At 37.5% G+C, this 15,863-nt stretch carries 15 protein-coding genes and 2 pseudogenes; 15 read left to right on the top strand and 2 right to left on the bottom strand.

The features are described 5' to 3' along the window. Positions 1-201: 201 nt before the first annotated feature. From MHH71_RS04165 to MHH71_RS04155, 3 genes are all read left to right on the top strand, one after another. Positions 202-324: a hypothetical protein gene (locus MHH71_RS04165; protein ID WP_029427407.1), complete on the top strand. Its 123-nt coding sequence runs from the start codon at positions 202-204 to the stop codon at positions 322-324. A 66-nt stretch (positions 325-390) separates the two neighbouring features. After that, on the top strand, positions 391-684 hold the full coding sequence (locus MHH71_RS04160; protein ID WP_006096842.1) for a hypothetical protein: 294 nt from the start codon (positions 391-393) through the stop codon (positions 682-684). 305 nt (positions 685-989) lie between these two features. Continuing rightward, positions 990-1,379, top strand: coding sequence for a (deoxy)nucleoside triphosphate pyrophosphohydrolase (locus tag MHH71_RS04155; RefSeq protein ID WP_006096843.1), 390 nt, complete (start codon positions 990-992; stop codon positions 1,377-1,379). 143 nt (positions 1,380-1,522) lie between these two features. Here MHH71_RS04155 and MHH71_RS04150 read toward each other — a convergent pair whose 3' ends face one another. Further along, on the bottom strand, positions 1,523-2,026 hold the full coding sequence (locus tag MHH71_RS04150; RefSeq protein WP_006096844.1) for a hypothetical protein: 504 nt from the start codon (positions 2,024-2,026) through the stop codon (positions 1,523-1,525). 231 nt (positions 2,027-2,257) lie between these two features. Here MHH71_RS04150 and MHH71_RS04145 point away from each other — a divergent pair, with 231 nt between their 5' ends. Beyond that, on the top strand, positions 2,258-2,629 hold the full coding sequence (locus MHH71_RS04145) for a hypothetical protein (protein ID WP_018768014.1): 372 nt from the start codon (positions 2,258-2,260) through the stop codon (positions 2,627-2,629). An 81-nt stretch (positions 2,630-2,710) separates the two neighbouring features. On the opposite strand, the gene MHH71_RS04140 is transcribed toward MHH71_RS04145, so the two are convergent. After that, complete coding sequence (locus tag MHH71_RS04140) at positions 2,711-3,007, bottom strand: hypothetical protein (RefSeq protein WP_003203174.1); 297 nt, start codon at positions 3,005-3,007, stop codon at positions 2,711-2,713. 482 nt (positions 3,008-3,489) lie between these two features. On the opposite strand from MHH71_RS04140, the gene MHH71_RS04135 reads away from it, so the two are divergent. From MHH71_RS04135 to MHH71_RS04085, 11 genes and pseudogenes are all read left to right on the top strand, one after another. Further along, entirely contained in the window at positions 3,490-3,795 is a 306-nt protein-coding gene (locus tag MHH71_RS04135; protein WP_003203177.1) for a monooxygenase, read from the top strand. 51 nt (positions 3,796-3,846) lie between these two features. Next, positions 3,847-4,158: a hypothetical protein gene (locus tag MHH71_RS04130; RefSeq protein ID WP_033799306.1), complete on the top strand. Its 312-nt coding sequence runs from the start codon at positions 3,847-3,849 to the stop codon at positions 4,156-4,158. Between the two features lie 258 nt (positions 4,159-4,416). Then, positions 4,417-4,869, top strand: a pseudogene (locus MHH71_RS04125) (ArpU family phage packaging/lysis transcriptional regulator). Further along, positions 4,866-5,141: pseudogene (locus tag MHH71_RS04120) on the top strand (tyrosine-type recombinase/integrase); the annotation flags it as partial. The pseudogenes MHH71_RS04125 and MHH71_RS04120, both read left to right, overlap by 4 nt. Positions 5,142-6,108: 967 nt before the next feature. After that, positions 6,109-6,429 (top strand): PadR family transcriptional regulator, encoded by a 321-nt coding sequence (locus MHH71_RS04115; protein WP_016131412.1) that lies wholly within the window; start codon positions 6,109-6,111, stop codon positions 6,427-6,429. A 71-nt stretch (positions 6,430-6,500) separates the two neighbouring features. Then, a complete protein-coding gene (locus MHH71_RS04110; RefSeq protein WP_006095481.1) occupies positions 6,501-6,842 on the top strand; it encodes a DUF1048 domain-containing protein in 342 nt (113 codons plus the stop codon). A 171-nt stretch (positions 6,843-7,013) separates the two neighbouring features. After that, positions 7,014-7,775, top strand: coding sequence for an ABC transporter ATP-binding protein (locus MHH71_RS04105; protein WP_098136245.1), 762 nt, complete (start codon positions 7,014-7,016; stop codon positions 7,773-7,775). After that, positions 7,776-8,525 carry an ABC transporter permease gene (locus tag MHH71_RS04100; protein ID WP_006097454.1) on the top strand — a complete coding sequence of 250 codons (750 nt, stop codon included), beginning with the start codon at positions 7,776-7,778 and terminating at the stop codon, positions 8,523-8,525. It begins immediately after the preceding gene. Positions 8,526-9,587: 1,062 nt separating this feature from the next. After that, positions 9,588-9,911 (top strand): hypothetical protein, encoded by a 324-nt coding sequence (locus tag MHH71_RS04095; protein WP_006097453.1) that lies wholly within the window; start codon positions 9,588-9,590, stop codon positions 9,909-9,911. A gap of 114 nt (positions 9,912-10,025) precedes the next feature. After that, complete coding sequence (locus tag MHH71_RS04090) at positions 10,026-11,288, top strand: MFS transporter (protein ID WP_003209780.1); 1,263 nt, start codon at positions 10,026-10,028, stop codon at positions 11,286-11,288. Positions 11,289-11,302: 14 nt separating this feature from the next. Next, positions 11,303-15,862, top strand: coding sequence for a non-ribosomal peptide synthetase (locus MHH71_RS04085; protein WP_327806722.1), 4,560 nt, complete (start codon positions 11,303-11,305; stop codon positions 15,860-15,862). Position 15,863: the final 1 nt, after the last annotated feature.

The following is a 15,863-nucleotide window of genomic DNA, read 5'->3' as shown; positions in this document are numbered from 1 at the left end:
TCTATATTTCTCAACATTTGTCTAACAGTTTTATTTTTAAAGCAACAAATAACCAAAAGTTGTGTTTATTGACACGCCCCTCCTAAAAGTGGGAGCGCTGTCGCACCGTAGTGAACTTTCTCGTTCGGAACATCTGTAATCGGTCAAATCTAGAATAATAACGAAGTTTCTAAGAGATTCAAATGTGGAAATATGGGGGGAATGAGGAAATCTAAAAGAGCAAATACATTAGTATTATTTTCTGATCATACAAAGGGTATTTACGATGATCGTTGGAATGAAGATATACTATATTACACGGGAATGGGGAAAGAAGGGGATTAAGTTTTAGAAGGAAATCAAAACAAGACTCTACATGATTCTAATGAAAATGGAGTAGGCGTTTATTTATTGGAAGCGTTTGAAACAGATAAACATATCTTTATGGGGCAAGTAAAGCTTATAGAGCAACCTTTTCAAGAGATTCAGGAGGATACGCAAGGAATCAATAGAAAAGTATGGGTTTTTCCAATCCAGTTATTGACTAAGAATGTAGTACTTCCTCAGAATATTGTTCAGATTCGACAAGAGCAAGAAATGAAAGAAGCAAGAGGATTAAATTATGAAGAACTAAAGGACCGTGCTACAAAGGTAATATCTATTAGTAACAAACGATTTACAAAAAACGAAAACATATCAGCGTAATGAATATGTAGCTGAGTTGGCTAAGAGGCGTGCACAGGGTATATGTGAATTGTGCGAACAGCATGCTCCTTTCAAAGATAAATAAGGGAATCCATATTTAGAAGCTCATCATGTAAAATGGCTATCGGATGGTGGGGAAGACCCGATTTATAGCACTGTTGGAGTAGGTGCAAATTGTCATCGCAAGTTACATGTGTTAAATAAAAATGAAGATGTTGCGAAATTAAAGAAAAAGCTAGAGCAGAATAAAACGGGAAGATGAGATAACGCAAAAGAATGAAACGATATCAAGGAAGTGATTAGCGATGAAGAAAAAAGTATCGGTTGTTGGAGCAGTAATATTCAATGAACAAAATGAAATACTATGTGCATTACGTTCTCCTACAATGTCATTACCTAACTATTGGGAATTTCCTGGTGGGAAAATTGATGAAGGAGAAGCGCCGGAAGAAGCATTAATACGTGAGATTAAAGAAGAGCTAGGTTGTTTTATTACTGTAGGTGAAAAAATAGAAGAAGTTGAGCATGAGTATGAGAATATTATTGTTCATCTAACTACATATAAAGCATACATAGAGTCCGGTGTGCCTAAAGCACTTGAACATGCAGAACTCAAATGGGTTAATGTTAATAATTTATTAGAGCTAAAGTGGGCCCAAGCGGATATTCCGACTGTAGAGGTCTTGTGTTTATAATTTAAAATGTTGGGTCTATTATAACGAAAAAGAAACCGGATTTGTACTGAACTGCACCCCAATTGTTAATTGTGTCTAACAATTGGGGTGCAGTTCAGTAATCGGAGTCGATTTTATTTATTATATAGCGCGCTTAGTCCGTTTTAAATAGAATCAGACGGAAGTATAGGATCTACAGGATGAACCACACCAACAAACTCACGATTTCTAACTTGAGCTCTTGCTACATGAAAATAATCCCCTACATTCGCTACAATTCGGTAATGTATCGGGTCTGGCGGAAATACCGTGTCTCCCGGTAAATCCACCCACGAAAACGTAAAATTAAAGGTATAGAGCGTCTCGTCACCCGTATTAGTTCTATAGTTTCCGGATACAAGTATATCTGTAAGTGGTACATCATTACGGAATAGCTGATACGTAATGGCATCGACACTAAAAGTAACTTCATCTCCTGGAACGGCAAAAATTTCTGTACCGATTGTTGCATCTAGTTGAACGCGTGCTCTTTGTCCTGCTACTGCTTCGGTGGGAACTCGTAGCTCCATAATTGTGATATTGCTCGCATTTTCCGGAACGGAAACGGAACCAGGAACTGAACAAGAAATCGCAGTATGGTTACAATTTCTTCCGTTATTTAAGCTCACGAATAATCACATTCCTTTACTTATAAATTACGCATAATACAATAGATGGAAATTTATTTCATTTCGCTTGTATATTTACCTACTGTACATGCTATGTGGGATAGGGTACCTCGTAAAGGGAGGTGTTTTTTGTTTAATCGAGACTTCACACCCACTTTACACTCCGTTAATATCCATCTGTTAAAATTTTACATGTAAGGCGAAAAACAAACGTAAAAGGGGAACTTAATAATGGTGCAAACACATTCGAACTTATACGAAATATCAATGTCAGGCGGACAGGAGTTAATGTGGTATAACGTGGAGGTCAAACAAGGTAAGCATACATACGAATTCGAAATCTACCGAGTGAGTGATACCATTTCGGTGTTTTATGTAGATCAGTTCGAAAGACAATTGGCAATAGCTAGTACCGAAGAGATGCTGATGATGTTAGTTTACGAGGAAGACAAGATGCGTTATAGAAACATCGTAGGGGATGCGGAGTGGTTATTGCTGGACGGTATACATAATCATCGAGGAATGACGAGTGAAGAGGAATCAGCGTTTTTGTACCTGAAGGAAAATGTATTGGATGAAATGGTAGCAAAATTGGAAGCGTAAAAGAGAACCGCCTATATAGGCGGTTTTTTGTTTCGTTAGTTTCATGTATCTAATGATATATGAAACTAACTGATAATGTATTTAACCAAAATACTGTGAGTAAAAAAATAAAATGAGGAAAATTAGTGTTTTACCTAATAATCTATTAAGTAAATCTACAGGAATAAAGAGTTCACCGAGTGTAATGTTTTTGAGATTATTTAAATTTTTCTTTTTTAATAAACCTTTTAACGTTTGAAAATCTATCTTATTTGAAAAAGACCAACCTGGCTTAGCTTTTGTATCTGAATTTACCTTAAAAATAACATGAATACCATAAGATTTTATACCACTTATATTTAATAATAGAATGAACCCTAAGATGATTAACCAAGTCATTTTGAGCACCTCGTTTTGATATTTAACATTATGATATTAAATGCGTTGAGAAAGTGTGCTGTTGTCCATGAAAAATGTTGCGAATTTGTTGCGATTATGTTGAGAATAATATGATACTACTATTGATTTTGAAGGCCGAGAAGACTTTCGAAATTTTATTTTGCTAGGCACCTGAAAAATCCGTGTATCAAAAAATAACTTTAGGTCTTAAAAATGCTGTATCGTTAGAAAATTATATTATAGGATTAAAACAAGTTTTACTAAATGTGAAAAATATCCAAGAGCACCCAGCCTCTACACTAGCAACGTTTCTCGAAAAAGGAGCGTGACGGTTCTCAAAAGAAATTGAAGAAATGTATCCATCACCGAAAAATGGATTAAAATCCTTTGTACAAAGGGAGCTTTTATCTGGTAGCTAGCAAATTAAAAAAATTTTTGGTGAACTTTACATTGAGAAATATTGAAAAGGGGAGTGATTGAAAATGGCATATCTATTACAAGTTGATTTTCCGTTTGAAGGTCCTTTTGGTGAAGAGATGGCAAAAGCATTTTGGGATTTAGCAAATAGTATTAACGAAGAAGAAGGGTTCCATTGGAAAATATGGACAGAAAATCAAGACACAAAAGAAGCTGGAGGTATCTATGTATTTGAAGAAAAACAAGATGCTGAAAAATATGCTGAAATGCATAGAAACAGACTTCAATCGTTTGGTGTTAAAGATATTAGGGTAAGAATTTTTGACATCAATGAAAAGCTAACCAAACTTAATCATGGTTATGTTAAATAATGAGGAATACGGCACGGCATTCTCGACAGTTGAAGTAAGGGAGTGATTATTATGAAAGGGGTTAAAAGAAAAAATATAATTATCTTGGTATGTCTATCGGTGTTAGGTGGCTTAATATTTCTTTTTACATCTAATAAAGATTCTAAGATTGACGATTTTCCTGTACCGATGTCAGCCATTTATATTAAAGAGGATAAACCGAATGTTTATAGATATTATAGTATTATTCCTATAAACAAAGCTAAGGGATGGAAATATCTTGGTGAAAATGGTCATACTATAGAATTTCAAAAAGGTAATAGAAAAATAATTATTTTGCATCTACCAGAGGATAGAAATTATTATTTATATGAAGAACAATAGGGTCAATATACTATCTGTAAGTTGAAATTTAGTGGATATTTTCTATAGAAGTTATATAAAAATATTAATGGTAAGATGTTTGAATCTTAAATGTATCGAAGGATATAATAGATGTCGAAGTGCAGGAAACTCGAATATTTAGTCCTACTGGAAGAACCGGCGGACATTGAACTATAAAGAGCGTTAGCAATATTGCTCTGTAGTTTGGTGTTCGCTTTTTTATATTTTATTAATAAAATAGACAAGGAGTGTTTATGTATGAATCAATTAACTTTCTTGCCAAAGATTGATCGTAAAGCAACGCATGCTCGCTTAGAAAAGATTCTTGAAGACGTTCGTATTTATAGACAGTTTGGGATGATCAGAAATGAGGGTTACAGCTTCTTGTGAAATAAGATATTATGGCCCAACAAAAATGGTAGGTAAACTAGCTGAAGAAGTTGCTTTGGCCAATTTGGGATTGAGTAAGCGAGAGGAAAGATAAAAACGTCTATCTTTTCAGATTGATAAGACGTTAAGTCGTTTTAGTAAGAATCAGAGAGACATTATTATAAAGCGTTATGTAGAAGATGAAGAAGTATTTGACTACATGGTTTATAACGAGAGTGGCATGAGTGAGTATACAGATAGACGTAATAAGTCTAGCTAGCTTTTGCTCTTAGGTTAGAAGTGTATGAGGTAGAAAGTCAGTATGGAGGGGATGATCTATGAATTTTGTTCAACCTATTCGTGATCCAGATCAAATACAACAAATTAAAGAGCACCTCAAGGAAAAGAATGAGCGTAATTATATTCTTTTGGTAATGGGAATTAATACAGGATTACGTATTAGCGATATTTTCAAATTGAAGGTAGGAGACTTAAAAGGTAGTCATATTTCAATGAGAGAAAAGAAAACAGGAAAGCAGAAGCGTATTCAATTGACTCCAGCATTGAAAAGAGAATTACGATGGTACATTGAGGAAAGGGAAGATAATGAGTATTTTAAACTTAATAATAGAGAAGATTATTAAGTTTGAAATTGAGTATGATAAAAAGAAGACAATTATTAGTGATTGATATAATTTAGTTTAGATATCTTATTCGGTCATACCAATAAAGGGGATTTTGGCATACAGTAATTACATAATATGAATAGTTGTGGAACGGTTCCTACAATTTATGAATTTTTTATACCTGCGTGTTAGTTGTATTGAAGTTAGCTAGTTCTTCTTTCACTATGTTTAATATCACATTTTTGCCTTCTTCATTAAGGGTAGCTAAAATACTCCTAAACAAACTAATAAATAGTTAGAATTGCTCCTGTCATTTCTCATGGAAGTTACTAAAGAAAGTATGTTATTAATTACAGATTCAAAAATTAGTGCATTATTATCAATATTAAATGAAAGCTCCTCCTTGTTTTCTTGATCTTTCCTTTCGATTTGTTTATGTAAATCTCTCATCCATTTACTTTCAAAAGTTTTTTTATGAATAAGCTGGTCTCCTTGATAAGCAGCATTTAAAGGGTGCCGCTGTTTATTACATAATGGTCGTATGATTTTCCTCTGAATAAGGAACTTATTCAGCTAACGGGCGCTTTAATTGAAAAAACTGCTAAAGCTAAAAGGATCTTCAATCAGAAGATCCTTTTAATATGCCTATAATGAGACGTTATGTTAACCTAACCTAACATGACAATGAGAATAGCTGGTTTTAAAAATATTTAGAAAATCCAGTTGACGGCATATCTACTACGTGTTACGATATACATGTAGTAAGTCACACTCGATACTGACACCACTGAATAGTTAGGTTGCAAAAAAATTTAAGAAAAATAGTTGACACTTTCTAATAAGTAATACTGAATAGAGTGATTTTCCAAAAGCTATTTAGTGAAAATTCACCTTAGTACTCTGTTATACTGAATATAAGCCAGACAAAATAGAGGAGGGAGAGGAGGATCTAAACATGGAAAATTTAACTGAAATGCTGAAGGGTTCGCTGGAAGGCTGCGTGCTGGAAATCATCAGCCGCCATGAAACCTATGGCTACGAGATTACCCGCCGCCTGAACGAGCTTGGGTTCACCGAAGTCGTGGAAGGGACGGTCTATACCATCCTCGTGCGATTAGAAAAGAAAAAACTTGTGAACATAGAAAAGAAACCGTCAGATATGGGGCCGCCCCGCAAGTTTTACTCACTTAATGAGGCTGGCCGCCAGGAACTTGAATTGTTTTGGAAAAAATGGGATTTTGTATCATCAAAAATTAACGTCTTGAAGTCAATCTAGCTTCATAAGATATTCCATCCGATATTTTTGGAGTGTCTTGTTCAGCTTTATAAAAAAGGAGGAAAAATAACATGATGGAAATGTTCAAAAAAATGATTGGTGATAAAAAAGAGTACAAAATGATGATGGCACGGGTTGGAGCTCTGCCAGAGGACTACCAGTTTGTATTTAAGAAAATTCAAAACTACATGTGGAATTTCTCAGCGGGCAACGGGATGGATATGCTACACATACAGTATGAATTAATCGAGTTGTTCGAAGCTGGTGCGGCGGAAGGTAGACAAGTGCTAGAAATCACTGGGGAGGACGTGGCGTCCTTTGCTGACGAACTAGTGGCAAACGCTAAAACCTATGTCTCCAAGTATCGTGAAGATTTGAATCAGAGTATCATGAATCGATTGAGAAAAAAATAAATGCAATAGATAATACCGACTGATTAGCTGATTACAAATGTGAATTGTCGCCATCGCTATTCAGTTATATTTTTAACTTGGTACTAAGTAATACGGATTATCAGTAAGACTAAATAGGAGAGTGTAGGCAATCTAGCTTCGCAAAACATTTTTTATAAGGAGGAAAAAAGTATGAGCAATGCAGCGATTTCTGTAAAAGGGTTAAAAAAATCTTTTAAAGACAAGGAAGTCTTAAATGGGGTGGATTTTGAGGTGCAGCGTGGCTCCATTTTCGCATTGCTGGGCTCAAATGGAGCGGGCAAGACGACGACGGTCAACATCCTCTCGACGCTGATGAAGCCAGATGGCGGCGAAGTAGGTATTTGCGGCTTTGACGTACAGCGTCAACCGGATTATGTTCGCCAGAGCATCAGTCTGACAGGACAGTTCGCAGCTTTAGACGGTATGCTCACCGGGCGAGAAAACCTGATGATGATTGCCAAGTTGCGTGGAGTTTCCAATCCCGCTCAAGTCGCTGATAATCTGCTTGCAAGATTTAGCCTGACCGATGCGGCCAACCGCAGGGCAGACCAGTATTCAGGCGGGATGAAGCGCCGGCTTGACATCGCCATGAGCCTGATCGGGACGCCAGCGGTCATTTTTCTCGACGAACCGACAACAGGGCTTGACCCCGAAGCGCGGATTGAAGTATGGGATACTGTCAAGGAGCTTGCCGGCGGCGGCACAACCATCTTGCTGACAACCCAGTACCTGGAGGAAGCCGAACAACTGGCGGACCGTATCGCTATCCTGCATGGCGGAAAAATTATCACGACTGGTACCCTTACTGAACTCAAAGAGATGTTCCCGCCAGCAAAAGTGGAGTATATCGAGAAGCAGCCAACATTGGAGGAAATTTTCCTCGCAATCATCAGTAAAAAGGAGGAGATATAAATGAAAAGCAAAACAGGGGTGTTACTAGGGCGTTTAATGCGCAACATCATGCGCAGCCCGGATACGATTATCACGGTAGCGATTACGCCGATTATGATGATGCTGCTGTTTGTTTACGTATTTGGCGGCGCCATAGAGACAGGAACGGACAACTACGTCAATTATTTATTGCCGGGAATCTTGCTGATGGCTATCGCATCCGGTGTAGCTTACACTTCCGTGCGGCTGTTTACGGATGTAAAGAGCGGGCTGATGGCGCGTTTCATTACCATGCCTATCAAGCGCTCGTCGGTATTGTGGGCTCACGTATTGACCTCACTTGTTTCCAATGTGCTTACTATCGTGGTGGTTATCCTCGTTGCGCTCTTGATGGGCTTCCGTTCCAGCGCTGATATCCTAGATTGGCTCGCGGTAGCTGGGATACTCGGGCTGTTTACGCTGGCGCTGACATGGCTGGCGGTCATTCCCGGGTTGACAGCGAGGTCTATGGAAGGGGCGACGGCCTACTCGTACCCGCTGATTTTCCTGCCGTTTATCAGTTCGGCCTTTGTTCCTACCGAAACTATGCCTAAAATTGTCCGTGCGTTCGCTGAGAACCAGCCCGTGACTTCAATCGTGAATGCGATTCGTGCCCTCTTGTATGAAGGGTCTGTTGGCAACGGTATCTGGATCGCGCTTGCTTGGTGCGTCGGCATTATGGTCATCGCTTACTTCTTCGCCAGTAAAGCATTTAAACGCCAGTTAGGGTAAGTACACCATCGGTTCGGTGTCTCATGGCAACTAAAACTTCCGAAATAAAATATATGTTTGGAAAAGCACGGGAAATTTTTCCGTGCTTTAATTATTTGTCATGTTCTCAGGATAACTATTGTCGATATAACACCTTCATGTTTTTTAACAATTGGGCGCTATTGCGGAAGATCTAAGGTGAAAAATGAACAAACTTTTTTATAAAATCGAAACTTAAATCTTTTTTTAAACAGGCTCTTTCTTTTTGTTCGTTTTTCAAGGTTATTTGCATTAATTTGAACAAACTTTATTCTAAAACAATAGCTTAAAAAAGTAATGTGTCTAACTTTGGCTTTTGTTTTGTTACTCTATCTTTATGTATTTGGCCAGATTGCGGAGTGACGGATTGCGCAAATAATGAAAACTTGAAATCATTTGGGGTACCGTCATATGCCCATCAACTTAAGAATATCAACTACCCTCAATTGTACAAAACCGTTATTCTTTCTAAGCAAGGTTATTAGAAAGGATGACGCCTTTTTGTATTTAAGGGTATTAAAATCTCTTAAGGTGAGGGTATGTATGATGATGGGTTGATTGATTGATTGATTGATTGATTGATTGATTGATTTTGCCACATATTAGGTGTTTTTTTACGGAATATTCAAAATAGCATCTCGATGGCATAATATTATATTGCTTATATTTACGAATGCTTAACATTGGATTAATCCGATGTTTACATTATTTGGGTATTCTAAAGGAGTAAACAAGTAACAAAAAATACAATGTGAATAGGAGGGAACTTAAATCGATTCAAATGACAGAAGTTGGGCATAGTGTAAACTTATTTGAATTTTTTATTTAATAAAAATCTATCAATCATTATATAAAAATAGCTTAGTAGTCTTATTGATAAGTAGGATATTTTAATGACGGTAGTAAATAAAATGGGTCTATTGATGTGTTTTTATCTGAATTTTCTAATTCGATTATTTCAACCTTATGATGATAGTAGGAGGGAATTTTGTGTGATAGTATGTGGGGTGTAAAGTGTAGAAAATTCTGAAAAAGGGATGTGGATTGGATGTTCAAACTACTGTAAATAATAAAGTTACAGAACTATTAAATCATTATTTTCATCGAGTGAAGGTGAATCTTGTAGAAGAGGAAAATCAAAGAGAATTATATGAACATGAATTGATTAATGAACTATTCCCGTTGTTTAATGTTGCAGGAAATGACAACATGAATAGGGATTTTCTAATTCGCTTTCGTTTATTTGTAAGGGAGATTATTTCAGAGCAAGAACAGAAAATGAAAGAACTTGAAAAAACAAGAGATGAAGAGATAAATGTATTTGATTTAGTAGAGCGAAAAAAGATAATGAACTTTATGATTAATTGAAGTTTGAATTGTATTAAAGTTTAAATAAAAATAGTTAGAGTGATTAATTATATCCAATAAAGGGCCCATGTACGCAAAAACATCCATTTTAGTAAACTTAAGGAGATCGTTTTTATGAAAACTACCGACTCAAAAAGTCTATGGGGAAATACAATTTATTTACAAGTTTTCTCTGCGTATTCACTGATTATGCTCGGAGTATTTATTGATATGTTAGCCATTATGACCATTGTTGGTTTTGAATGGGAAGTAGACCCTACTATGATTGGATTGATTCCCGTTGCGTATGCACTTCCAGGAATTTTATTTAGTTCATGGGCAGGTGTGATTGCTGATCGCTTTAGAAAAATTCCAATTATGATGTTTAGTAATCTAATGGTTGGTCTATTAACAATCGTTCTTTTATTTGTCCAAAATATTCATTGGCTTTTGTTAGCTTTAATGATTCGATCCATTTTTACCGTTTTCTATTATCCTGCACAGCAAACACTAACACGACAAATTGTATCCCCTGATTTACTTACCAAAGCGGTAAGTATCAACGGTATAGTTGAGCAAGGAACCAAGATAGTGGGTCCGCTTATAGGTGGAGTGTTACTGAGCTGGTTTCAGCCAGAGTTTTGTCTTGTAATAAGGGCAATATGTAGTTTACTAGCTGCTTTGGTTTTATTGCCCACAATAAGGTTTAAGGAATCTCTGTCAAGAGAATATATAGAAAAGCAACAGCAAAGCACTTGGACTGCCTGGTTACAAGGTTGGAGTTATGTATTATCCAATCGGATGATATTATCAACCATGATTTTCTTTACAATAGGTATGGCAGTATTACAATTAGTAGACTCGCAGTTCCCTACTTTATTTAAGAGTTTGTTCCCAAATGATAAGAGTAAAATGGGATATATCATTTCTATTATTGGTATTGGGGGAATACTTGGTGCATTCTTAACACAAAAAATAAAACATTTTCAATACGGTTGGGTAGTATGTGGGGGCATTGCTTTAATGGGAATTGGCTTTGGCGGAATTAGTCTGATAAGTCTGGTAAGTCCCGGTACATCTCTTATTTTTGGCTATCTGATTAGTTTTATCGCTGGTATTGGAAGTGGACTTATGCTTGTATCCAATCAAGTCATTCTGCAAATAGAATCTCATCAAGAACAGGTCGGAAGAGTGTTTGGAATTCAAAGCAGTTTAGCAAATGCAGTCCTCATCATTTCTCCAGCTATGAGCGGACCACTAGTTCACCTTTTCGGAGTAATTCAGCTCTATCTTTATGTAGGTATTGGGCTCATCATCATTGGAGTAATTGGGGTTTCATTACAAAAATATTTTTGGGTTAAACATGAAAACGAACACATAAAAGTAACTAATCTTTGAAGGGAGATTTCTTTATGTCCAATGAGGAGCGTTATCTTTTAAGTCATCCACAGAGGAGAATATGGTATACAGAAGTTATTTATTCAGGTAAAGGTATATGTAATCTAAAATTCTTGTTCAAGATCCATCGAAAAATGGATTATTCATTATTAAATCGAGCCATGAATCGTGTTATTAGTGAAAACGATGGTTTGTGTATCAGGCTGAAAGAACATGGACATCAGGAACCTGAGCAATATTTTGTTAAACATCAAGAACGAGAATTTGACTTCTTTGATTTCAGTTCTGAGAGAGATTCAGATTTGCTGGAAAAATGGATTGAGCAGAAGGCGCAAGAGACGTTTACATTATTTGATTCTGATTTATACTATTTCGCTTTAATAAAATTAAGCGATAATGAGTGTGCCGTCTTTGGCAATGTCCATCACATTATCATGGATGGTTTATCAATCCAAATTTTTACTAGTCAGATTGCTAAATATTATCATAAGTTTCATAGTGAGACAGATGTGAGCATACCTAGGAACTCATATGTTCAGTTTCTAGTCAATGAACAGACATACTTGAACAGCAGTCGTTTTCAAAAGGATCAAAACTTTTGGTTAGAGGAATTCAATACACTTCCATCCGTGACGGGATTGAAACCCTATGATGCTTACCAAGTTAGTACGAGAGCATCACGTGAGACGTTTACATTATCGGAACATTTGAAGAAAAAGATAGAGAAATTTTCTGGAGATTACAAATTTAGTATATATACTTTTTTTGTTGCTGCGCTTTCGTTGTCGATGTATCGATGGACCTCATCGCTTGATATTGCCTTGGGAATGGCTTACGGCAATCGTATGACTAAAATGGAGCGGGAATTAATTGGAATGATGGTGAGTACAGTTCCTCTAAGAATGGATATCGATCCTGAAGAAGAAGTACTCTCATTTATTGGTCGAGTGTCTAGAAAACAAAGTAAATCATTACGACATCAGAAATATCCATTTGATTTGTTATTAAAGCAGATTAATAAAGAGAATAACAGTAATGTTCGACTTTTTGGAACTACGATTGATTATAGAGAACGTGCTGAAAGTGGTGATTCTCTTTGGATTCCAAATCGTGAAGAGGTGCAAGACTTTGCAGTACATATCGAAAATTTGACTGATATAGACTCTTTACAAGTACATGTTGATTATCGTGAAGAGCTATTTTCCAAAGAAGAGATAATTCGCTTTTTTAACACCATGCTAGCATTAATGGAAAACACATTTGAAAATCCGAAGCAGAAGGTTGCTGAGATCGAAATCATTTCAGAAGAAGATAAAAGAAAAAGTCTAGTAGAGTTCAACAATCCTAAGCTTGACTTTCCACCTCAAGCAACCATCCATGAGTTGTTTGAGCAGCAAGCGACGATTCATCCAAATGCCATTGCAGTTGTGTATGAAAAGGAGGGGCTTACCTATAGTGAGCTTAATGAACGTGCGAATCAGTTAGCTCACTATCTACAGAAAAAGGGAGTAGGACCTGATTCATTGGTTGGGCTTTGTGTTGAACGTTCTCTTGAAATGATTGTAGGTATTTTGGGGATTCTGAAGGCTGGTGGAGCTTATGTTCCACTTGATCCAACATATCCAGAGCAGCGACTTCAGTATATTTTAGAGGATGCTAGCATTCAGTTAGTCGTAACGCAAGAGAGTTTAAAAGAATCGAAATGGTTACCAGAGAATATTAAATCGATTTGCCTTGATCGAGATCAGGTTGAGATTGAGAAAGAAAGTACTGCTTTACCGATTTCTGATGTAAGTCCCCAACATCTCGCTTATGTGATCTATACTTCGGGATCAACAGGGAATCCGAAGGGAGTTATGGTAGAACATCACAATGTGAGTCGTTTATTTAAATCAACGGAATGTTGGTATCAGTTTGATGAAAAAGATACTTGGACGCTTTTCCATTCTTATGCGTTTGACTTCTCAGTTTGGGAAATTTGGGGAGCATTGCTCTATGGAGGAAGATTGGTTGTTGTTCCTTACTGGATTAGTCGATCGCCTAAGGATTTCTATCAACTGTTAGTAGAGGAAGAGGTTACGGTTCTTAATCAGACACCATCCGCATTTCGACAATTGATACAAGTGTGTGAACAAGAAGATGAGAATAAAAACTTGCATCTGCGCTATGTCATATTTGGTGGGGAAGCACTCGATCCTACCAGCTTGCTACCATGGTTTCAAAGGTATGGAGAACAGAACACACAGCTAATTAATATGTATGGAATTACAGAAACTACCGTTCATGTTACGTATTATCCAATTACTCAAGATGATGTGCAGCATTCTTCAAGAAGTAATATCGGAAAGCGGATTCTAGATTTAGAAGTGTATGTACTAGACAATTGTCAACAGCCTGTGCCTATTGGCGTATCTGGTGAACTATATATTGGTGGAGCAGGACTCGCACGTGGGTATTTAAAAAGACCTGAATTGACTGCAGAACGTTTCATTCCTCATCCATTCAGTAGTGATCCGGGAGCGCGATTATATCGGACAGGAGACTTAGCGAGATACTTGCCAGATGGAAATCTAGATTATCTTGGGCGGATTGATCACCAGGTGAAAATCCGTGGTTTCCGAATTGAGCTCGGGGAAATTGAATCTGCTTTAAACGCACATGCATCCGTAAAAGAGGCTGTTGTAATTGTTCGAGAGGATCAGCCGGGTGATAAACGATTGGTGGCATATGTCGTGGGTGATGGGAATGTAGGTGAGTGGAGAGATTATCTCAAGGCGGAACTACCAAGCCATATGGTTCCTTCAGGATTTGTGATGATGGAAGTTATTCCACTAACTGCTAACGGTAAAGTTGATCGTGAGGCCTTGCCTGTACCAGAGGAGAGGGAAATTGAAAGTGAATGTGTTGCACCCCGGAATGGTAAAGAAGAAACACTGGCTACCATTTGGAAGCAAGTATTAGGGATTAAAAAGGTGGGAATCCATGATAACTTCTTTGAAATTGGTGGGGACTCGATTCTCAGCATTCAGATCATATCACAAGCGAGTCAATTGGGATTAAAACTTACACCCAAGCAAATGTTTGAATGCCCAACGATTGCCGAGTTGGCGCAAGTAGTCAAAGAAGATCAGGGAGTACAAGCGGATCAGGGGGTTGTGACGGGAGAGGTACCGCTTACTCCAATTCAGTATTGGTTCTTCGAGCAAGAACATCCGCGTCCACAACATTGGAATCAATCGATGCTTTTAAGAGTAAGAGAGAGATTGGATGTGGAGTTATTAGAGGAAGTCCTATTAAACTTACTCAAACATCATGATGCCTTACGTTTCCGGTATGAACAGTTACCAAATGCAACCTGGAAGCAGAGAAATGAGGGAATCGATGAACAGTCTGTACTTCGTGTGGTAAAGCGGAACGATGCTGATCAACAAGCGTGGAATCAAGTGATACAAGAAGAGATGGATATCACTCAAGCCAGTTTCAATTTACTTACAGGGCCGTTGATGAAAGTAGTGTACTTTGATGACGGTTCGAATGGGAACGATCGATTATTCTGGACGATTCATCATTTAGTAATAGATGGGGTATCATGGCGAATTCTATTGGAAGATTTACAGGCCGTATACAACCAGATGAAACAAGATCAGAGGGTTCAGTTACCTGCGAAAAGTACATCCTTTAAAGAATGGTCGGAACGACTACAGGCATACAGTGAGTCAGATCTTTCAAAAGAAGTAAAAGATTATTGGCATGAACAGGCAGAAAAACAAGTGATGACGATTCCGATGGACTACCCTATACAGGAAACGACAGAAGCATCGATTGATCAAGTGACGATAACGTTGGGAGTAGAAGAGACCCACGCGTTGTTACAAGAAGTTCCGATGACTCATAAGACAAGGATTAACGAGGTACTATTGACGGCATTAGTACAAGCTATAGCTGACTGTACAAATCAGCATAAGGTTTCTGTTCACTTGGAAGGACATGGGAGAGAAGAGGTGATTGAAGGCGTTGATCTATCGCGGACAGTGGGTTGGTTCACGAGTATTTATCCCGTTCACCTTGATCTTCAAGGAACAACAACACCTATTGAGGGATTAAAGGCTGTGAAAGAGCAATTGCGTCGAATTCCGAATCAGGGCATTGATTATGGCATTTTACGCTACTTGAGCAGAGAATTGCTTCCGTTTTATCAGCAGCAAAAACCATCAATAAGCTTTAACTATTTGGGACAATTTGATCAAGTGTTTTCCAAAGAATCTTTGTTTATGCAAGAGACAGGGTTTACACGCTTAGACCATGCTCCAGAATCGAAACCATCTCACCCGATTGATGTTGTTGGTATGGTGAAAGATGGGAAGTTACATTTTGTTTGGATGTATAGTAGAAAACAGTTTTCTAGATTGACGATTAAAGCGATAGCAGATGCCATGTTGAATCAACTTCGTCTACTGATAAATCCACCAACGACAGAGTCTGCTTTTACGGTATCTGACTTTGCTGATGCAGAGGCTCTTACGGAAGAAAGCTTGAGTAAAGTATTACTTAAATTAACAAAGAAGAGGGTGTAAC

Origin of the sequence: Bacillus sp. FSL H8-0534 (assembly GCF_038005885.1) — a bacterium.
Taxonomy (GTDB): domain Bacteria; phylum Bacillota; class Bacilli; order Bacillales; family Bacillaceae_G; genus Bacillus_A; species Bacillus_A pseudomycoides.
This window is presented reverse-complemented; position numbering and strand designations above follow the sequence as displayed.